This is a genomic window from Pseudomonas azotoformans (assembly GCF_900103345.1).
Taxonomy (GTDB): Bacteria; Pseudomonadota; Gammaproteobacteria; order Pseudomonadales; family Pseudomonadaceae; genus Aquipseudomonas; species Aquipseudomonas azotoformans.
In genome coordinates, this window is the sequence record NZ_LT629702.1 from 6,509,691 (window position 1) to 6,527,088 (window position 17,398).

Annotated in this window: 21 protein-coding genes; 9 read left to right on the plus strand and 12 right to left on the minus strand. The window is 59.7% G+C overall.

The window, feature by feature from the left end; translation table 11 throughout:
• Nucleotides 1-48: 48 nt before the first annotated feature.
• Nucleotides 49-657 (minus strand): phosphatase, encoded by a 609-nt coding sequence (locus BLR69_RS29560; RefSeq protein ID WP_071496711.1) that lies wholly within the window; start codon nucleotides 655-657, stop codon nucleotides 49-51.
• Between the two features lie 196 nt (nucleotides 658-853).
• On the opposite strand from BLR69_RS29560, the gene BLR69_RS29565 reads away from it, so the two are divergent.
• Nucleotides 854-1,543 (plus strand): MlaA family lipoprotein, encoded by a 690-nt coding sequence (locus BLR69_RS29565; RefSeq protein ID WP_071496710.1) that lies wholly within the window; start codon nucleotides 854-856, stop codon nucleotides 1,541-1,543.
• A gap of 61 nt (nucleotides 1,544-1,604) precedes the next feature.
• Here BLR69_RS29565 and BLR69_RS29570 read toward each other — a convergent pair whose 3' ends face one another.
• Nucleotides 1,605-1,901: a PilZ domain-containing protein gene (locus BLR69_RS29570; RefSeq protein ID WP_028619436.1), complete on the minus strand. Its 297-nt coding sequence runs from the start codon at nucleotides 1,899-1,901 to the stop codon at nucleotides 1,605-1,607.
• 276 nt (nucleotides 1,902-2,177) lie between these two features.
• Here BLR69_RS29570 and rssB point away from each other — a divergent pair, with 276 nt between their 5' ends.
• A complete protein-coding gene (gene rssB, locus BLR69_RS29580) occupies nucleotides 2,178-3,359 on the plus strand; it encodes a two-component system response regulator RssB (RefSeq protein WP_058424541.1) in 1,182 nt (393 codons plus the stop codon).
• Nucleotides 3,359-3,841 carry an anti-sigma factor antagonist RssC gene (gene rssC, locus BLR69_RS29585; RefSeq protein ID WP_003218919.1) on the plus strand — a complete coding sequence of 161 codons (483 nt, stop codon included), beginning with the start codon at nucleotides 3,359-3,361 and terminating at the stop codon, nucleotides 3,839-3,841. Before rssB ends, rssC begins: the two co-directional genes overlap by 1 nt.
• Before the next feature lie 185 nt (nucleotides 3,842-4,026).
• Here the strand turns inward: rssC and tal are convergent, their stop codons facing one another.
• The 4 genes from tal to BLR69_RS29605 all read right to left on the minus strand — a co-directional run bounded on the left by tal (nucleotide 4,027) and on the right by BLR69_RS29605 (nucleotide 6,988).
• Nucleotides 4,027-4,953, minus strand: a complete 927-nt coding sequence (gene tal / locus BLR69_RS29590; RefSeq protein WP_071496709.1) for a transaldolase — start codon at nucleotides 4,951-4,953, stop codon at nucleotides 4,027-4,029.
• A 454-nt stretch (nucleotides 4,954-5,407) separates the two neighbouring features.
• Entirely contained in the window at nucleotides 5,408-6,394 is a 987-nt protein-coding gene (gene dusA, locus BLR69_RS29595) for a tRNA dihydrouridine(20/20a) synthase DusA (RefSeq protein ID WP_071496708.1), read from the minus strand.
• Between the two features lie 77 nt (nucleotides 6,395-6,471).
• On the minus strand, nucleotides 6,472-6,756 hold the full coding sequence (locus BLR69_RS29600) for a type II toxin-antitoxin system RelE/ParE family toxin (RefSeq protein WP_071496707.1): 285 nt from the start codon (nucleotides 6,754-6,756) through the stop codon (nucleotides 6,472-6,474).
• On the minus strand, nucleotides 6,746-6,988 hold the full coding sequence (locus BLR69_RS29605; protein ID WP_071496706.1) for a CopG family ribbon-helix-helix protein: 243 nt from the start codon (nucleotides 6,986-6,988) through the stop codon (nucleotides 6,746-6,748). Before BLR69_RS29605 ends, BLR69_RS29600 begins: the two co-directional genes overlap by 11 nt.
• Nucleotides 6,989-7,276: 288 nt before the next feature.
• Here BLR69_RS29605 and BLR69_RS29610 point away from each other — a divergent pair, with 288 nt between their 5' ends.
• On the plus strand, nucleotides 7,277-7,552 hold the full coding sequence (locus BLR69_RS29610; protein WP_134434966.1) for a DUF6124 family protein: 276 nt from the start codon (nucleotides 7,277-7,279) through the stop codon (nucleotides 7,550-7,552).
• A gap of 146 nt (nucleotides 7,553-7,698) precedes the next feature.
• Nucleotides 7,699-7,920 carry a hypothetical protein gene (locus BLR69_RS31285; RefSeq protein ID WP_071496704.1) on the plus strand — a complete coding sequence of 74 codons (222 nt, stop codon included), beginning with the start codon at nucleotides 7,699-7,701 and terminating at the stop codon, nucleotides 7,918-7,920.
• A gap of 100 nt (nucleotides 7,921-8,020) precedes the next feature.
• Here the strand turns inward: BLR69_RS31285 and BLR69_RS29620 are convergent, their stop codons facing one another.
• Nucleotides 8,021-9,208, minus strand: a complete 1,188-nt coding sequence (locus BLR69_RS29620; RefSeq protein ID WP_071496703.1) for an MFS transporter — start codon at nucleotides 9,206-9,208, stop codon at nucleotides 8,021-8,023.
• Nucleotides 9,209-9,690: 482 nt separating this feature from the next.
• Here BLR69_RS29620 and mqo point away from each other — a divergent pair, with 482 nt between their 5' ends.
• Both mqo and BLR69_RS29630 read left to right on the plus strand, forming a co-directional pair.
• Nucleotides 9,691-11,337, plus strand: a complete 1,647-nt coding sequence (gene mqo, locus BLR69_RS29625; protein ID WP_071496702.1) for a malate dehydrogenase (quinone) — start codon at nucleotides 9,691-9,693, stop codon at nucleotides 11,335-11,337.
• 191 nt (nucleotides 11,338-11,528) lie between these two features.
• Nucleotides 11,529-11,858 (plus strand): YXWGXW repeat-containing protein, encoded by a 330-nt coding sequence (locus BLR69_RS29630; RefSeq protein ID WP_058424532.1) that lies wholly within the window; start codon nucleotides 11,529-11,531, stop codon nucleotides 11,856-11,858.
• 25 nt (nucleotides 11,859-11,883) lie between these two features.
• Here the strand turns inward: BLR69_RS29630 and BLR69_RS29635 are convergent, their stop codons facing one another.
• From BLR69_RS29635 to BLR69_RS29645, 3 genes are all read right to left on the minus strand, one after another.
• On the minus strand, nucleotides 11,884-12,258 hold the full coding sequence (locus tag BLR69_RS29635; protein ID WP_172832144.1) for a hypothetical protein: 375 nt from the start codon (nucleotides 12,256-12,258) through the stop codon (nucleotides 11,884-11,886).
• Between the two features lie 70 nt (nucleotides 12,259-12,328).
• Nucleotides 12,329-12,724, minus strand: a complete 396-nt coding sequence (locus BLR69_RS29640; protein WP_071496701.1) for a PIN domain-containing protein — start codon at nucleotides 12,722-12,724, stop codon at nucleotides 12,329-12,331.
• Nucleotides 12,721-12,978 carry an AbrB/MazE/SpoVT family DNA-binding domain-containing protein gene (locus BLR69_RS29645; RefSeq protein ID WP_071496700.1) on the minus strand — a complete coding sequence of 86 codons (258 nt, stop codon included), beginning with the start codon at nucleotides 12,976-12,978 and terminating at the stop codon, nucleotides 12,721-12,723. The genes BLR69_RS29640 and BLR69_RS29645 overlap by 4 nt, the downstream gene beginning before the upstream one ends.
• A 145-nt stretch (nucleotides 12,979-13,123) precedes the next feature.
• Between BLR69_RS29645 and BLR69_RS29650 the strand changes: the two genes are divergently transcribed.
• On the plus strand, nucleotides 13,124-13,516 hold the full coding sequence (locus BLR69_RS29650; protein ID WP_071496699.1) for a RidA family protein: 393 nt from the start codon (nucleotides 13,124-13,126) through the stop codon (nucleotides 13,514-13,516).
• Nucleotide 13,517: 1 nt separating this feature from the next.
• Here the strand turns inward: BLR69_RS29650 and ppnN are convergent, their stop codons facing one another.
• Both ppnN and BLR69_RS29660 read right to left on the minus strand, forming a co-directional pair.
• Nucleotides 13,518-14,891, minus strand: coding sequence for a nucleotide 5'-monophosphate nucleosidase PpnN (gene ppnN, locus BLR69_RS29655; RefSeq protein ID WP_025856956.1), 1,374 nt, complete (start codon nucleotides 14,889-14,891; stop codon nucleotides 13,518-13,520).
• A 150-nt stretch (nucleotides 14,892-15,041) separates the two neighbouring features.
• The gene (locus tag BLR69_RS29660; protein WP_071496698.1) at nucleotides 15,042-15,866 is read right to left on the minus strand and encodes an aspartyl/asparaginyl beta-hydroxylase domain-containing protein; all 825 of its coding nucleotides are present in this window, start codon (nucleotides 15,864-15,866) and stop codon (nucleotides 15,042-15,044) included.
• A gap of 312 nt (nucleotides 15,867-16,178) precedes the next feature.
• On the opposite strand from BLR69_RS29660, the gene fabV reads away from it, so the two are divergent.
• Nucleotides 16,179-17,372 carry an enoyl-ACP reductase FabV gene (gene fabV / locus BLR69_RS29665; RefSeq protein ID WP_071496697.1) on the plus strand — a complete coding sequence of 398 codons (1,194 nt, stop codon included), beginning with the start codon at nucleotides 16,179-16,181 and terminating at the stop codon, nucleotides 17,370-17,372.
• Nucleotides 17,373-17,398: the final 26 nt, after the last annotated feature.

The following is a 17,398-nucleotide window of genomic DNA, read 5'->3' on the forward strand; positions in this document are numbered from 1 at the left end:
GGCTGACCTGTAGATTAATCCACCGGCGCCCTCAGTGCATGATCTCTATCAGGGCTTCTCGCCTTTGAGGCGCCGTAAGCTGATATCTGCCAGGCAGGTGCCCAGTTCACCGAGGTGATCGATCACCGAGTGCACGCCCAACCCATACAACGCCACGGTGGCCTTGCCACGTTTGTGCTCGCGTTGCTGCTCGGTCAGTGCTTGCCACTGCTCGGGAGCCAGCCCGCACAGCGAGCCGCAAGAGGCCAGGCCGATGGTCCACAAGCCGGCATTCAGGCCCGATTGCAACAGACGCGGCTCGCCGCTGACCAATACACAGCCTTCCAGACGGTCGATGTTCAATTCCATCAGGGCCTGCCAGCACGCGTGCGGGGCGGGCCAGCGAATGGAGGAGGGCGATGTCGCCTTGACCCAGTTAGGTAGCGTGGCGGCCAGCGGTGTGGTGACAGCGGGGGGGAGTTCATCCAGCCAGGCGCAGGGCACGCCTTGTTCCTTGAGGCTGCGCAGGATTTTCAGCGCGCCGGGCGTAGTCTGCGACTCCAGGGCGGTCAAGTCGGTGCGCGCCCGGGAACCAAAGTCCACCAGGCAGCCACTCAGGCCAAACAACACGGCGGTCAAGGCGGGGGCAGTGGCGATGGCGATCTCGGCGTGCGGCATGTCGACTTCCCTGAAATAGCAGTGACGCTATCGAGGCGGGATGACAATCGGATGACACGGGCGCGTAATTGTAGGAATTTTGTCCATTTTGTGTGTGTCGTTTCCTTACAGCTGCCTAAATGGGCACTTCCGTCATATACTCACCTCCTCATTCAGGGCATAGCGCCCATGACAGACCATTCAAGGAGCAAAAGCTATGCGCTGGAGCCACTATTTCGCTCAGCTGTCAGTGTGTGCCACTGTCCTGCTGGCGCCGTTCGCCGCACAGGCAGCATCGGAAGATGATCCATGGGAAAGCGTCAACCGCCCGATCTTCACCTTCAACGACACCGTTGACACCTACGCGCTCAAGCCATTGGCCCAGGGTTACCAGTTCGTGACCCCGCAATTTGTCCAGGATGGCGTTCACAACTTCTTCCGCAACATCGGCGATGTCGGCAACCTGGCCAACAACGTGCTGCAGCTCAAGCCCCAAAAGGCCGGCGTAGACACGGCTCGCCTGTTGATGAACACCACCTTCGGCGTGTTGGGCTTCATCGATGTAGGCACCAAAATGGGGCTGCAACGCAGCGACGAAGACTTCGGCCAGACCCTCGGCTACTGGGGTGTCGGCAGCGGTCCTTACGTGATGCTGCCGCTGCTGGGTCCAAGCACCTTGCGTGACGCGCCTTCCAAGTACGTGGACAGCTACACCCTGCCGTACCGCTACATGAACGATATCGGCTGGCGCAACAGCACCTTCGGCCTGAATATCGTTGATACCCGTGCCAGCCTGCTCGACAGCGAGAAGCTGATCACCGGCGACAAGTACACCTTCATCCGCAACGCTTACCTGCAGAACCGCGAGTTCAAGGTCAAGGACGGCAAGGTCGTCGACGACTTTTAAGCCGTGATGTTTTGAAATGAAAAAAGGCGACCCGTGTGGTCGCCTTTTTTGTGCGCGGTTTTCAGCGCATTTTCAGGATCTTGAGGCCCAGGTGCTGGTCGTCACCGCTGGTTTTGGTCCACACCACCTCGGTGTCCGCTTCCAGGCCCTTGAGCGCTGCGTGCTCCGAATCGATGCGGACCGTCAACCGGTCTCCTACGTTGAACTGGCGCGGTGCCTGCACTTGCATGCCGGAGCTGGAAAGGTCTACACAAACCCCGGCAATTTCCTGCCCTGCATGGATCAGGGATACATCCGCATCCACACGCATGCGGATGAAATCGCGTTTTTCGGCGTAGTCGCGCTCGTGTTCGCTCATGGGTTCCATCCTTACTTTGTGTTGTGGTCGTGCCTGTTCTTATAACTCCCGGTGATTTGCGGTGTAAAGACGTCCAGCGACCATCGGCATGAGCTTGAAACCCCTGACGGATGGGAGTACCGTCTGCGCCTTAGAAGGGCACCTCTGCTTTACCTTTGTGCACGGGAAAAATCCCAATGCTTTGTAGGACAGAGAGGCTAGAAAGCGAATCCAGTACGTGAGCCCGGCCATTGTCGCGCCACCTACGCCAACCTAATTCTGGCGCCGTTTGCCCACATGCAAAAAACCAGTGCCACGCTGCTGATAATCGATGACGACGAAGTAGTGCGCGCGAGCCTCGCGGCCTATTTGGAAGACAGTGGCTTCAGCGTCCTGCAGGCCAGCAATGGCCAGCAGGGTCTCCAGGTGTTCGAGCGCGACCAGCCCGACCTCGTGATCTGCGACCTGCGCATGCCCCAGATGGGCGGCCTGGAGTTGATTCGCCAGGTGACCGAGCTCGCCCCGCAGACGCCCGTGATTGTCGTATCCGGCGCCGGCGTGATGAACGATGCCGTCGAGGCGTTGCGCCTGGGCGCTGCCGATTACCTGATCAAGCCCCTGGAAGACCTGGCCGTGCTGGAGCACTCGGTGCGCCGTGCGCTGGACCGGGCTCGCCTGCTGCTGGAAAACCAGCGCTACCGCGAAAAGCTCGAAACCGCCAACCGCGAACTTGAAGCCAGCCTCAACCTGCTCCAGGAAGACCAGAATGCCGGTCGCCAGGTACAGATGAACATGCTGCCGGTCAGCCCGTGGACCATCGACGAATTCCAGTTCGCCCACCAGATCATCCCATCGCTGTACCTGTCGGGTGATTTCGTCGACTATTTCCGCGTCGACGAGCGGCGCGTGGCGTTCTACCTGGCCGATGTGTCCGGCCACGGTGCTTCCTCGGCTTTTGTCACCGTGTTGTTGAAGTTCATGACCACACGGTTACTGTTTGAATCCAAGCGCAATGGCACCTTGCCGGAGTTCACCCCCTCCGAGGTGCTGGGCCACATCAACCGGGGCCTGATCAGCTGCAAGCTGGGCAAGCATGTGACGATGGTCGGCGGCGTGATCGATGAAGAAACCGGTCTTTTGACCTACAGTATTGGCGGTCACCTGCCGATGCCTGTTTTATACACTCCTGACAGTGTGCGTTACCTGGAAGGGCGTGGTCTGCCCGTAGGCTTGTTCAATGAAGCCACCTACGAAGACCATATCCTGGAACTGCCGCCGACCTTCAGCCTGACGCTGATGTCCGACGGCATCCTGGACCTGCTTCCAGAGCCTACACTCAAAGAGAAAGAAGCCGCCTTGCCCCAAAAGGTCAAGTCGGCGGGCGGCAGCCTGGATGGCCTGCGGCAGGTTTTTGGATTGGCCACGCTAGGGGAGATGCCGGATGATATCGCCCTATTGGTGTTGAGCAGGAATCTTTGATGAGTACCGGAAGAATCCAATTCGCCGAGCAAGACGGGACCTTCGTCCTGAAGTTTGTCGGTGAAGTGCGCCTGACCTTGTGTTCGGCGCTGGATGCGACGATTGAGCGGATCTTCACAGCGCTGAACTTCTCGGCGATCGTGATCGATCTGACCGAAACCCGCAGCATCGATAGCACCACCTTGGGCCTGTTGGCCAAGCTGTCCATTCTGTCTCGGCAGAAGGTCGGCCTGTTGCCGACCGTCGTCACTACCCACGAAGACATTACCCGTCTGTTGCAGTCCATGGGCTTCGACCAGGTGTTCAACATCGTTGACCGCCCGATCCCTTGCCCGGAATGCCTGACCGACCTGCCGTCCCAGGACCAGTCCGAGGAAGTCGTGCGGGTCAAGGTGCTGGAAGCGCACAAGATCCTGATGGGCTTGAACGATTCCAACCGCGAAGCCTTCCACGACCTCGTCAACGCCCTCGAGCGCCACTGACCGCATTCCAACTGTGGGAGGGGGCTTGCCCCCGATTGCTGAGGGTCAATCACAACATCTGTGCCTGACACACTGCTATCGGGAGCAAGCCCCCTCCCACATTGAATCGAGATAGGCTGCAGATCTGTTGAGCATAAAAAAGGGCGGTACCCGCGAGGGAACCGCCCTTTTTGTCACTGCCTGCCTTACAGCTTGGCAGTCAGCAACGCCTCCAGCTTCTCCTGGTCCCGAGCAAACTGACGAATCCCCTCTGCCAGCTTCTCAGTCGCCATCGCATCCTCGTTGGACTCCCAACGGAACTGCGCTTCAGTCAGATGCACGCGCGCTTCACCGGCATGCCCCGGCGACAGCTTGCGCTCCAGCTTGCCTTCATCCGCCGCCAGCTTCTCCAGCAGGTCTGGGCTGATGGTCAGACGATCACAGCCGGCCAGCTCTTCGATCTGGCTCAGGTTACGGAAGCTCGCGCCCATCACCACGGTCTTGTAGCCATTGGCCTTGTAGTAGTTGTAGATGCGGGTCACCGACTGCACGCCCGGATCTTCAGCACCGGTGTAGTCGTTGCCGTTGGCCTTCTTGTACCAATCGTAGATACGGCCCACGAAAGGCGAGATCAGGAACACGCCAGCCTCTGCGCACGCCACAGCCTGAGCGAAGGAGAACAGCAGCGTCAGGTTGGTCTGGATGCCTTCTTTTTCCAGCTTCTCCGCCGCGCGGATGCCTTCCCAGGTGGAGGCGATCTTGATCAGCACACGGTCACGGCCAACGCCGGCTTTGTCATACAGGTCGATCAGACGGTGCGCGCGCTTGAGGATGGCAGCTTCGTCGAACGACAGGCGGGCGTCCACCTCAGTGGAAATACGCCCCGGCACCACTTTGAGAATCTCTTGACCCACCGCCACCGCAAAACGGTCGCTGGCCAGGCCCACATCGCCATTGCAGTCCTGTACGGCTTCATCCAGCAGCTTGGCATAAGCCGGGATCGATGCCGCCTTGAGCAGCAGGGAAGGGTTGGTGGTGGCATCCTGCGGCTTGAGCTTGGCGAGGGTGGAAAAATCGCCGGTATCGGCTACAACAGTGGTGAATTGCTTGAGTTGTTCCAGCTTGGAAGTCATGGGCGTGCTCTGTCCTGTGGGTCTGATGACATTACCCGAGCACCGGCAGGCGCTCAAGGGCGCAAATGCGTTCGATCGTTTGCGAGGGCAATTACCTGAAAACGATCGTTTGAATGCCTTGTCTTGGTGCTAAATAGGAGGGCAAAACCGCCGGCAGGTTCAACCCAAGTTCCCCCAACCAACGCGGCCCCCTGTAGGCGCTGGCTTCTTGTAGTGAGCAGGCTTGCCCTGCGTTGGGCTGCGAAGCGGCCCCGGTAAGGCGATGAGGTTTTCAGTGAGAGCGCTGTCGTAGTTATCAGGGGCGCTGCGCGCCCCAACGCAGGGCAAGCCTGCTCGCCACAACAGCCCGGTCACCGAGTAACTCCCTGACACCCTGCACTCAAAACTGTGGGAGCGGGCTTGCTCGCGAAAGCGGCCTGTCAGCCTCCAAATTAACCAATTGACACCCAACCCCTCACCGCCCCTCCAACAACTCTCCAGCCTGATCCAACAAAGCCAACGGATCCGCAGCCTTATGAATATCCACCGACAACAACTGCCTGAACCTACGCGCCCCCGGAAACCCGGTCCCCAACCCCAACACATGCCGAGTAATGTGATGCATCGCACCACCACTGGCCAAATGCTCCGCAATATACGGCCGCAACTGCACCAGCGCCTCAGCCCGACTGATCACCGGCGCCTCACTGCCAAACAACTGCTGATCCACCTCCGCCAGCAGATACGGATTGTGATAAGCCTCCCGACCAAGCATCACCCCATCAAACACCTGCAAATGCTCATGGCACTGCTCCAGCGTCTTGATTCCGCCGTTGAGCACAATCTCCAGCTCCGGAAAGTCCTGCTTCAACTGCGCCGCCACGTCATAACGCAACGGCGGAATGTCACGGTTCTCCTTCGGCGACAGCCCCTCCAGAATCGCAATCCGCGCATGCACGGTAAAACTGGTGCAGCCCGCGTCCTTCACCGTCCCGACGAAATCACACAACTGGGCATAACTGTCCCGCCCATTGATCCCGATGCGATGCTTCACCGTCACCGGGATCGACACTGCATCGCGCATGGCCTTCACACAATCCGCCACCAGGGCAGGGTGCGCCATGAGGATCGCGCCGATCATATTATTCTGCACCCGGTCGCTGGGGCAGCCGACGTTCAGGTTCACCTCGTCGTAGCCGGCGGCTTCGGCCATACGCGCACAAGCGGCCAAATCAGCCGGAACACTACCGCCCAACTGAAGGGCCAGCGGGTGCTCGGCTTCATTGTGGCGCAGGAAACGGTCCTGGTCGCCGTGGAGGATCGCGCCGGTGGTGACCATCTCGGTGTAGAGCAGGGCGTGCTTGGAGAGCAGGCGCAGGAAGAAGCGGCAGTGGCGGTCGGTCCAGTCCATCATCGGGGCGACGGAAAAACGGCGGGAGAAGGGGGCGGTTTGTAGGGGCATTGAGGGGTCTGAGTCAGCGGGGTGAATGGGGGGCAGTTTATCAGGGATGGGTGTCGGGGAGCCGAGATTTGCGTGCGCTACCATTTCGAACGGGGACGCTGCCGTGTATGGAATACTCCGAGGATTTGCAGGCGATCACCGCGTATCCGATACGGAATCAGATATGACCAATTGGGTACTACCCATTCACGGGTGTTTTTGACCCGGCCTTCACGACCCATAGAGGGAAATTGAGCCAGTTTGTCGATGCTGGCGAAAATGGCATCGGAGAAGTCGTCAGCAGCCGTTGGATTTTCGAGAGCGATATAGTTCGCTTCGTCTTCCAGATTTTTGAGCGCTTTTTCAAGCCACTCAACCCGCATTCCGACTCCAGCGCCTAGCGCGCATGGCCGCCACTTGATCGTCGGTGGCGAATTTGCCTTGGTCGGCTTCTTTGACTGCCAAATCGATCTGGGCGGTCAGGGTTTTTTCATGCTCGATGTAGTCGCGAAGAACGTTCATCGCCAGGTAGGTCGCAGTCTGGCCGTTGCTTTTGGCCAAGTCGGCAAGAGAGTTGGACAGGTCTTCCGGCAGGTTTAGGGAGATTCCAGTCATGGCGACCTCGATGGTGGATGGTTGTGGGCATCTTACACTGTGGATCGTTGGCTTGAATCAGCAGGTCGTCGCGAGGTGTATCCAGAAGCGATTAACCTCAATTCAGGGCATCGTGGTTTTATCGATTTGGTCTGAGGGCATTCGGGAAAAACTTCCTACTCTTCTTTCGGCTTGCCCCTCAGACCACCCATCGCTAACCTCCGCAAGTCGCTGCAAACCCAGCGACCGGAGGTGGAAGTCCGTATTGCTAAGGCGTTTTAACTCCCGGAAATATTTGGAGCTTCGCCCATGCCTAACAAATCACGCAGTCCTTATGTCGGTCAAGACAGTGCTCCCGCCGAAAACCCAGCCGGCAACTTGTTCCTCGTCAGCCCCAACATCGACACCGAAACCCTCCTGGCCAACGCCGCCGAAAACCTCGCGTCCGCCAACCAAATGGCCGCCACCCTGGCCTTCGATCTCGAGGACCCGCACCGTGCCATCGTCCTTGGCATCCAACAACTCATCGACCTAAGCGCTTTACTCGTCAACCGAGTCCAGGAACAGGTCGTACCTGCCGCCTGACACCCAACCCCGCCGCCTTACCCCAAGGCGGCAACCTGAACCCATCCTGTCACCCAGCAAAGTTTCATCATTCCCGGCGCTTTTGCGGTCTACGATCCTCTTCAAGAGAGGACCTCCGCGCCTCCATTCCACAGGGAACTGAAACCATGATCTCGAACCTCGTTAAAGTCGTGATGGTTGCTGGCACGTTGCTGTTGGGCGCGTGTTCGACAGGGGCGGCCGGCGTGAGCAGTGACCCGTGTTTTTCAGGCGGATGCCAGGCGTTTGGGGACCATAGCCCCAGCAAAGCCGCCAAGTTGAATTTTGGCGGCAGTGGGCTGGGGAGTAGTTATGGGGAGTATGGGGCAGGGTTGTTGCATGATGATTGATGGGGTGGTGGGGCAGTCATTGGGGGGGTGACTGACCCATTGCCATCGGGGGCAAGCCCCCTCCCACATTGGAGCTGTGATCGGCGCAAAACCGGGAGCGTCAGTGGCCGCCCTTCATGCGGCGGGCGATGAGGTAGATGCCCAGGCCGATCAGCGCTGTAGCCGCGCCGATATAGCCGGTGCTGGTCCAGCCATACCCGGCTGTAATCGCCATTCCGCCCAGCCACGGTCCCAGCGCATTCGCCAGGTTGAACGCCGCGTGGTTCGATGCCGCCGCCAGGCTCGGGGCTTCGTGGGCGATGTCCATCAAGCGGATTTGCAGGGGGGCCGCCATGGCGATCATGGTGCCGACCAGGCCAATACCCAGCAGTACGCTCCATAGCGAACTCGCGGCGAAGGTGAAGAAGATCAGCACGGCCATCGACCACACCATGATCCAACCCACGGCGCGAAATTGCAGGCGGTCGAACAACTTGCCGCCGGCGATGTTGCCGATGATGCCGCCTGCCCCAAACGCGGCGAGGCCAAAGGGAATCCACTGCGGCGACACTTTGGTCACTTCCAGCATGGTCGGCGCCAAATAGCTGAACACGCAGAACATCCCGGCAAACCCGATCGCGCCAATCGACAACGCCATCCACACCTGCGGCTTGGTGAAGGCGCGCAGTTCCTTGCGCGGGTCGCTGCGTTGTTCGTCATGGCGGTGGGGCACGAATTGCCAGACCAAGGCGATGGTGCACAGGGCAATCACGCTGACCAGCGCAAACGCCGAGCGCCAGCCCAGGTGTTGGCCGAGGAAGGTGGCGATGGGGTTGCCGAGCAGCATGGCCAGGGTCAGGCCCATCATCACGCGGGCCACGGCGCCGGCGCGTTTGTCGTTGGGGACCATGCTCGAGGCGACCACGGCGGCGATACCGAAGTAGGCGCCGTGGGGCAGGCCGCTGATAAAGCGGAAGGCCACCAGCGAGCCGAAGGTCGGGGTGAACGCGGTGGCCAGGTTGCCCAAGGCGTAAAGGCCCATCAGCAGCAACAGCATGTGTTTGCGTAGTAGCTTGGCGCCGAGGATGGCCAGCAGTGGGGCGCCGACCATTACGCCCAGGGCGTAGGCGCTGATGGCGTGGCCGACTTGCGGTTCACTCAAATTCAGATTGTGGGCGATGTCGGGCATCAAGCCCATGATGGCGAATTCGCCGGTGCCGATCGCGAAGGCGCCCACGGCCATGGCCGCTTCCATTTTGGCGGCGCTGCGCGCGGGCAGCACATGCCCGGGTGTTTGCTGGATAGTCATGGGTAACTCTGGTTGGATGGAGCGCACGAAGGAGAGCCGCTGATGCTACGCAAGCGGCGGCAAAGGTGTCTAGAACAGCCGTTTGCGTCAGAGTTCCAGGCCTGTGACCCCTGGTCGCGCCTGCCACGCTTGACATCGACGGGTTAAAAGCCGCGATTTAGAGCTGTCAATTGGCCAAACGGCGCATAAACGCCGTTTGCCGTGATATTCTGCGCGCCGTCCTGGTCTAGTCTCTCCTGGGTACGTACATCCGTATACGTCCCGGCGGTTGGCTGTCGCCCAGGTAGCTGAAGCCAATAATGATAAGAAGTCAGCGCAGAAGGGACATAAACAGTGAGGTCGATACGTCGGCCTTGTGTGCCCACCCTGCGGCCCTCTCGTGAATGTGCAAACCCCGCGGTGCTGCCTTGCGCAGCTGTGATGGAGGGTTGCCCATGATCCGGGGCGGTAGGGCGGATGGCGTTTTATCATAGGTGCTACTGATGTTTAAAAAAGTAAACACTGCCCTGCTGGGGCTGGCTTTGTCGCTGGGGATCAGCTCCGCTCAGGCGGAAGAGGCAAAGAAAGTCGATGTGCTGCTGATTGGCGGCGGCATCATGAGTGCAACCCTGGGTGTCTGGCTCAATGAGCTGGAGCCGGGTTGGTCGATGGAGATGGTCGAGCGCCTGGATGGCGTGGCCGAAGAAAGCTCCAACGGCTGGAACAACGCTGGTACCGGTCACTCGGCCCTGGCTGAGCTGAACTACACCCCGGAAGACAAGAACGGCAACGTTGAGATCCCGAAAGCGGTCGAGATCAACGAAGCGTTCCAGATTTCCCGTCAGTTCTGGTCCTGGCAGGTCCGCCAGGGCGTGCTGAAGGACCCACGTTCGTTCATCAACACCACACCGCACATGAGCTTTGTGTGGGGCGATGACAACATCAAGTTCCTGAAAAAGCGCTACGAAGCCCTGAAGGCCAGCCCGCTGTTCGCTGGCATGCAGTACTCCGAAGACCCGGCGCAGATCGCCAAGTGGGTTCCGCTGATGATGGAAGGGCGTGACCCGAACCAGAAAATCGCGGCCACCTGGAGCCCACTGGGTACCGACATGAACTTCGGCGAGATCACCCGCCAGTTCGTCGCTCACCTGCAAACCACGCCTAAGTTCGACCTGAAACTGTCGAGTGAAGTGCAGGACATCACCAAGAACGCCGACGGTTCGTGGCGTGTGAGCTACAAAAACCTGAAAGACGGCACCAAGACCGAAACCGACGCCAAGTTCGTGTTCATCGGCGCCGGCGGCGGTGCACTGCACCTGCTGCAGAAGTCGGGCATTCCTGAAGCCAAGGAATACGCTGGCTTCCCAGTGGGCGGTTCGTTCCTGGTGACCGATAACCCAACTGTTGCCGAGCAACACCTGGCCAAGGCCTACGGCAAGGCTTCGGTTGGTGCGCCACCGATGTCGGTTCCGCACCTGGACACCCGCGTGCTGGATGGCAAGCGCGTGATTCTGTTTGGCCCATTCGCGACCTTCTCGACCAAGTTCCTGAAAGAAGGCTCGTACCTGGACCTGCTGACCAGCACCACCACCCACAACATCTGGCCAATGACCAAAGTCGGTATTCGTGAATACCCACTGGTCGAATACCTCGCCGGCCAACTGATGCTGTCCGATGACGACCGCTTCAAGGCGCTGCAAGAGTACTTCCCGAACGCCAAGCAATCCGACTGGCGCCTGTGGCAAGCCGGCCAGCGCGTGCAGATCATCAAGCGTGACGAAGAGCAGGGCGGCGTCCTGAAACTCGGCACCGAAGTGGTCAGCTCCGCCGACAACACCATCGCGGGCCTGTTGGGTGCATCGCCAGGCGCGTCCACCGCGGCTCCGATCATGCTGACCGTGCTGCAGAAAGTGTTCAAGGACAAGGTCGCGACCCCTGAGTGGCAGGCCAAACTGCACCAGATCGTACCGAGCTACGGCACCAAGCTGAACGACAGCCCGGAAGCCGTTGCCAAGGAATGGGCCTACACCGCCGAAGTCCTGCAACTGCCTACGCCGCCTGTGATTCCGCAAATGGCTGCACCCAAGGCTACCGAGGCTGCCAAGCCTGCGGCTGAGCCGAGCAAGCCGGCGTCTGACCTGGCGCTGTAAGCCAGGCTGATGCAAAAAGCCCGCTGAACCGGAAACGGTCAGCGGGCTTTTTCATGGCCGTGAGTGCAGTTCAGCAATCTGACAGACGCCACCTGTTAAAAATACTCCAGGGCCAAGCAGGAGCGAGGCTGCAACAAGGGGGCATTTTTTACCAGTGTCAGTGTTGGGCGTTCGCGCCCGAGGGTTTCTGTATGTGGCTACGTTATGCAGCATTGGCGGCCATGGTCGTCGCGGCATCCGGATGTGTTCAAGAGCGCGTCGTGCACGAGCGCAGGCCGGTGCAACGTGAGTATGTGGAAGTCATCGCGCCACAACCGCCGCCGGTGCAGGTGATTGAAGTCGAGCCGCCCGTGCGTTACGGCTACGTCTGGTCGCGTGGTTACTGGCGCTGGGACGGTGGGCGTTATGTGGCTGTACACGGCCACTGGGAGCCGGTACGCGAAGGCTATCGCTACGTGCATCCACATTGGGTGCAGCGCAATGATGGGTATCACTGGCAGGGCGGTGGCTGGGTTCGCTGAGCCCAGATTTCATCGGCAACTGGCGTTAAATAGGCTTCTGGGTGCCCAGGAGCCGAACCTCTCGCAGCAAGGCAGCACCGAGTTGATCGGTGCCCAGTTCCCGGTAGCCCACGGCCTTGACCTCGCCGTTCTCCTCCGCCTGGATGAGGATCACTGGGGTTTCCTTGCCGGTGGTTTCGTCGACATGCATCGCGTATTGGGGAATATCCAGCTTGATCGGCGTCCCCGCCGCCTTGCCCTTCACCTTGATCAGGAAGGCTGCGCAACCGCTGTCGACATCCGCGCTGGTGGCGGAGCGGCCGCTGACAAAGCAGGTCTCTGGTAGATCGGGCCAGGTGATGGTGTCGGCCAGGGCGAGAGTGGGGGCCATGGCCAGGGCGGCGAGTAGAAGCGTGCGCACGTCGGTCTTTCTCTCGATCAAGGTGAAAACGGTTTGTACCAAAGCCCGCCCGCGGCCGCAACGCCAGGGTTCAGGCCAGCCGCTTCATGCCCGTGGTCTTGATCGCGTTGAGGTCGAAGGTTGCCGTGTATTCGCAACCGGCGGCGTGGGCGCAGCGCTCGATCAGGCAGTCTGCAAAGTCAGCCTTGTTCGCCACAAACTTGCGCAACGCCTGCCAGATGATCTCCCCATGCTCTACGGTCAGTTCACGAGTACGCAGCAGGGTCTCAAGCACCATCACCACATCACTTTTGGCCGACTGGTAGCAGCTTTGCAGTACCCACACCAACTCCACAATGGAGACCAGGCTGATAAAGCCCGGCGAGGCGGTGGTCAGTGATTCGATCAGCTCGGATGCCTTGGCGGATTGAACGGGATCATCCTGGGTGACGTAGCGCACCAGCACATTGGTATCCAGCCCGATCATCCGGCTTTTGCCCCCTGCGCTGCGATGGCTTGATTCATCTCTTCGATAGAGACGGTCCTGGCGGGCGTGCGGATCAACCCTTTGAGGTCATGCACCGTTTTGCTCGCGGCAATGATGGAAAACTGCCCATCTTCCATTTCTACGAATTCAACCCGATCACCTGTTTCCAGGCCGAGGGCAGTCCTGACCTGGACAGGAATGGTGATTTGGCCTTTTGAAGTCAGCGTAGCGATAGCCATGTTGAAGATCTCCATCGTGATATTCCTTACCTTAGGGTAAGGAATGACAGAGGACAATATCCGTTGGTCCATAGGGTACTCATCTGGTGTGGGTTGGTCGGAACAGGTAAAACACTAGTCCGAACTGTCCACGCCCGCAGGGCTTAAAGAGATACAAACCATGACCGACCGCCACCTCATTGTCCCTCCCTCCATGCAGCCCATCGTCGAGCGCGCCGGCTACGTGCCTGCGGTCAAGGTCGGCAAGACGTTGTACTGCGCCGGGCAGGTCGGGCGTACAGTTGGATTGGCGGTGATCGAGGACCCGGAAGCGCAATTCGTCGCGGCCTGGGACAATCTGCGGCAGGTGCTGGAAGAGGGCGGCTGCACGTTCGACGATGTGGTGGACATGACCACTTATCACGTCGATATGCGCCAGCACATGGCGGTTTTCCGTGAAGTGAAAAACCGCCTGTTTCCACGTGGGCATTGCGCCTGGACCACAATCGGGGTGTCCGAACTGGCGCACCCCGGCCTGCTGGTGGAAATCAAATGTGTGGCGGTACAGCGCTAGCTTATTGCACCACGCGGTAGCACGGCACGTACGCCGCGCCGCCCGGCAACTTCATGCGGTGCTGGGCGACGAAGGCCTGTAGCAACTCGTCCAGCGGTTTCATGATGGCCGGGTCGCCGTGGATCTCATACGGGCCGTTCTGCTCGATCAGGCGGATGCCCTTGTCCTTCACGTTACCCGCCACGATCCCCGAGAACGCACGGCGCAGGTTGGCGGCGAGTTCATGGGGCGGCAGGGCGTGGCTCAGTTGCAGGCTGGCCATGTTCTCGTGGGTGGGGTCGAACGGGCGCTGGAAGCCTTCGTCGATCTTCAACAGCCAGTTGAAATGGAACGCGTCGTTACGCTCGCGGCGGAACTGCTTCACTGCCTTGAGGCCGGCAGTCATCTGGCGTGCGACTTCGGCCGGGTCATCAATGATGATCTGGTAGTGCGCCTGGGCCGCTTCGCCCAGGGTGGCGCCGACGAAGGCATGCAATTGTTGCAGGTACGGCGCGGCGTGTTTCGGCCCGGTGAGGATGACCGGGAACGGCAGGTCACGGTTGTCTGGGTGCATCAGGATACCCAGCAGGTACAGGAACTCCTCTGCTGTACCGGCACCGCCCGGGAAGATGATGATGCCGTGGCCGACGCGCACGAAGGCTTCCAGGCGTTTCTCGATGTCCGGCAAAATCACCAGCTCGTTGACGATGGGGTTCGGTGCCTCGGCCGCGATGATGCCCGGCTCGGTGAGACCCAGGTAGCGCCCGCCGGTAATCCTCTGCTTGGCGTGGGAAATGGTCGCGCCTTTCATCGGGCCTTTCATCACGCCAGGGCCGCAACCGGTGCACACGTCCAGGCTGCGCAGGCCCAGTTCGTGGCCGACCTTCTTGGTGTATTTGTATTCTTCGGTATTGATCGAGTGCCCGCCCCAGCACACTACGATCTTCGGTTCTACACCCGGGCGCAGCGTACGGGCGTTGCGCAGCAGGTGGAACACGTAGTCGGTAATGCCCTGGGAGTTGCTCAGGTCGATGCGCTGGCTGTCCAGCTCGTTCTCGGTGTAGACGATGTCGCGCAGGGCGCTGAACAGCATCTCGCGGGTGCTGGCGATCATTTCGCCATCGACGAAGGCATCGGCCGGCGCGTTCAGCAGTTCAAGGCGCACGCCGCGATCCTGCTGGTGGATGCGCACTTCAAAATCTTTGTAGGCGTCGAGGATGGTCTTGGCGTTGTCGATGTGCGCGCCGGTGTTGAGGATCGCCAGGGCGCATTGGCGGAACAGGGTGTAGATGCTGCCGGTGCCGGCTTCGCTCAGTTGCTGGACTTCACGTTGGGACAGGGTTTCGAGGCTGCCCTTGGGGCTGACGGAGGCATTGATGACTTGACGTTGGGGCATTCTGATTCCTTGAAAGCGCAGCCACCGCACCTGCAAGGGGCCGCGATGGCTTGAGAATGATGGGCGCCGAATTCGGTCGCACGAGACGGTTATTTACCTCAGGCGCAAGGCCGGGTGCAAATACCGTCCAGCACCATCATGCCGCAGAACTCACTGAATCAGCTTCCAGTTTTTGTAGAAAACCCGACGCAGGGTAAAGGCCATCCCGGCAAACCCAGCGATCACGGCATTGAGCACCCGGGGGATCGGCGTCGGCCGCACGATATCGATAAACAGGCAGTAACGCTTGGCATCGTTTTTGTTGAAAGAGGCATGCATCAAGGTGTCATCGAAGATAAACAGCGGGTCGTCGTGCCAGTAGTGTTTGTGCTGGCCCACCTGGATGTAGACGCCCTCGTGATGCGGTGCCGGGGCCATGTTGTAGAGCACGCGGAACATCATGCGCAGCGGGCCGAAGTGAAAGGAGGTCGAGCGGTTTTCGTTGAACACCGATACACCAATGGTTTTCACGAACGGCAGTTTCTCGCGCAGTTTCGGAATGTCCAGGGTGGTCTCGATGGGCTGGCCGTACCACTGGAAGAACAACATGCCGCGTTTCTTCTCGGCCATGCGCTCATCCAGGTAGCCGATGATTTCGTCCTTGTGGGCCATGGCATCGTTGATCACCTGTTGCAGGTCTTCACGCCAGGCGGGTGGCAGGTCGGCCATGGTGTAGACGTGGCGGTTAGGCGAGCTCAACAGGTCGAACAGGGTGTTGAACGGTGCCAGCAGCCAGGTGTTGCGGCCACTGCCGATAAAATATTTCTTGATCGTCTTGCGGTCGTACAGCCCATTGCGCAAAAAGTCATAGACACCACACACCAGCACCAGGCCCAGGAACACCAGGGTGGAGACCGGGAAGCAATAAATAACCAGCAGCACACCGATGACCCAGGCGGCCGAGACTATTTTCTTGCGGATGACACTCGCACTCATGAAGCTCAACTCCAGCGGGGGAAGGTGCACGAGTTCCAGTCCTCCGGGCACCCAGAGATGCGAAGACATGAAACATAATGAAACAATCTCCTTATGATAGGGCTTTCTCCCTCAGTCGGGCGTTTTAAATATTGCGAAATTGTGAAGGCTTTACACAATTTTTAACCCTGGCTGCGCTGGGTGGATTGGATTTTGTAAACAGAAGATTTGCGACTATCGTGACGCTTCGGTTTTTTGGACGTCATAGACCGGTACGATTGAAGTTGAATGGCCACCACTGGCCTTCGGCACCTTGGAAGAGGCAGAAATTTTATGATCATCAAACCGCGGGTTCGTGGCTTCATCTGTGTGACCGCTCACCCTGTTGGCTGTGAAGCGAACGTCAAGGAACAGATCGACTACGTAACCAAGCACGGCGCCATCGAAGGCGGCCCGAAAAAGGTGCTGGTCCTCGGCGCGTCCACCGGCTACGGCCTGGCCGCGCGCATCAGTGCCGCGTTTGGCTGCGGCGCCGACACCCTGGGCGTGTTTTTTGAGAAAGAAGGCGAAGAGGGCAAGCTGAGCTCCGCCGGCTGGTACAACAGCGCCGCGTTCGAAAAGTTTGCCGTCGAAAAAGGCCTGTACGCCAAGAGCATCAACGGCGACGCGTTCTCCGACGAGATCAAGCGCCTGACCATCGAAACCATCAAGAAAGACTTGGGCAAGATCGACCTGGTTGTTTACAGCCTGGCTGCGCCACGCCGTACCGACCCGCAAGGCGTGGTGCACAACTCCACCCTCAAGCCGATCGGCAAGGCCGTGACCCTGCGCGGCATCAACACCGACAAAGGCGTTGTGGTCGACACCACCCTGGAACCCGCGACCCAGGAAGAAATCGACGGCACCGTGAAAGTCATGGGCGGCGAAGACTGGCAGCTGTGGATCGACGCCCTGCGTGACGCCGACGTCCTGGCCGAAGGCGCCAAGACCACCGCGTTCACCTACCTGGGTGAAAAGCTGACCCAGGACATCTACTGGAACGGCTCCATCGGCGAAGCCAAGAAAGACCTCGACAAGAAAGTCCTGACCCTGCGCGACAACCTCGCCGCGCTCAAGGGCGACGCCCGCGTGTCGGTGCTCAAGGCCGTGGTCACCCAGGCCAGCTCCGCTATCCCGATCATGCCGCTGTACCTGTCGCTGCTGTTCAAAGTGATGAAAGAGCAAGGCACCCACGAAGGTTGCATCGAGCAGGTCTACGGCCTGTTCAAGGACAGCCTGTATGGCAGCCAGCCTAAACTCGACGCCGACGGCCGCCTGCGTGCCGACCTGGCCGAGCTGGAACCGAAAGTCCAGGACGCCGTGGCGGCCCTGTGGAACCAGGTCACCGACGACAACGTCAACGAAATCAGCGATTTTGCCGGCTACAAGGCGGAGTTCCTGCGTTTGTTCGGCTTTGAAATCGACGGCGTGGATTACGAGGCTGACGTGAATCCGACCGTGAAGATCAACGGCCTGATTCAGGCGTAAGTGATCCGGTTCAAAAAGGCGGCCCT

Excerpts from the sequence above, each read along its gene's own strand:
- BLR69_RS29560 (WP_071496711.1), bottom strand. The coding sequence starts at position 657 with ATGCCGCACGCCGAGATCGCCATCGCCACTGCCCCCGCCTTGACCGCC.
- BLR69_RS29565 (WP_071496710.1), top strand. The coding sequence starts at position 854 with ATGCGCTGGAGCCACTATTTCGCTCAGCTGTCAGTGTGTGCCACTGTC.
- BLR69_RS29570 (WP_028619436.1), bottom strand. The coding sequence starts at position 1,901 with ATGAGCGAACACGAGCGCGACTACGCCGAAAAACGCGATTTCATCCGC.
- rssB (WP_058424541.1), top strand. The coding sequence starts at position 2,178 with ATGCAAAAAACCAGTGCCACGCTGCTGATAATCGATGACGACGAAGTA.
- rssC (WP_003218919.1), top strand. The coding sequence starts at position 3,359 with ATGAGTACCGGAAGAATCCAATTCGCCGAGCAAGACGGGACCTTCGTC.
- tal (WP_071496709.1), bottom strand. The coding sequence starts at position 4,953 with ATGACTTCCAAGCTGGAACAACTCAAGCAATTCACCACTGTTGTAGCC.
- dusA (WP_071496708.1), bottom strand. The coding sequence starts at position 6,394 with ATGCCCCTACAAACCGCCCCCTTCTCCCGCCGTTTTTCCGTCGCCCCG.
- BLR69_RS29600 (WP_071496707.1), bottom strand. The coding sequence starts at position 6,756 with ATGCGGGTTGAGTGGCTTGAAAAAGCGCTCAAAAATCTGGAAGACGAA.
- BLR69_RS29605 (WP_071496706.1), bottom strand. The coding sequence starts at position 6,988 with ATGACTGGAATCTCCCTAAACCTGCCGGAAGACCTGTCCAACTCTCTT.
- BLR69_RS29610 (WP_134434966.1), top strand. The coding sequence starts at position 7,277 with ATGCCTAACAAATCACGCAGTCCTTATGTCGGTCAAGACAGTGCTCCC.
- BLR69_RS31285 (WP_071496704.1), top strand. The coding sequence starts at position 7,699 with ATGATCTCGAACCTCGTTAAAGTCGTGATGGTTGCTGGCACGTTGCTG.
- BLR69_RS29620 (WP_071496703.1), bottom strand. The coding sequence starts at position 9,208 with ATGACTATCCAGCAAACACCCGGGCATGTGCTGCCCGCGCGCAGCGCC.
- mqo (WP_071496702.1), top strand. The coding sequence starts at position 9,691 with ATGTTTAAAAAAGTAAACACTGCCCTGCTGGGGCTGGCTTTGTCGCTG.
- BLR69_RS29630 (WP_058424532.1), top strand. The coding sequence starts at position 11,529 with ATGTGGCTACGTTATGCAGCATTGGCGGCCATGGTCGTCGCGGCATCC.
- BLR69_RS29640 (WP_071496701.1), bottom strand. The coding sequence starts at position 12,724 with ATGATCGGGCTGGATACCAATGTGCTGGTGCGCTACGTCACCCAGGAT.
- BLR69_RS29645 (WP_071496700.1), bottom strand. The coding sequence starts at position 12,978 with ATGGAGATCTTCAACATGGCTATCGCTACGCTGACTTCAAAAGGCCAA.
- BLR69_RS29650 (WP_071496699.1), top strand. The coding sequence starts at position 13,124 with ATGACCGACCGCCACCTCATTGTCCCTCCCTCCATGCAGCCCATCGTC.
- ppnN (WP_025856956.1), bottom strand. The coding sequence starts at position 14,891 with ATGCCCCAACGTCAAGTCATCAATGCCTCCGTCAGCCCCAAGGGCAGC.
- BLR69_RS29660 (WP_071496698.1), bottom strand. The coding sequence starts at position 15,866 with ATGAGTGCGAGTGTCATCCGCAAGAAAATAGTCTCGGCCGCCTGGGTC.
- fabV (WP_071496697.1), top strand. The coding sequence starts at position 16,179 with ATGATCATCAAACCGCGGGTTCGTGGCTTCATCTGTGTGACCGCTCAC.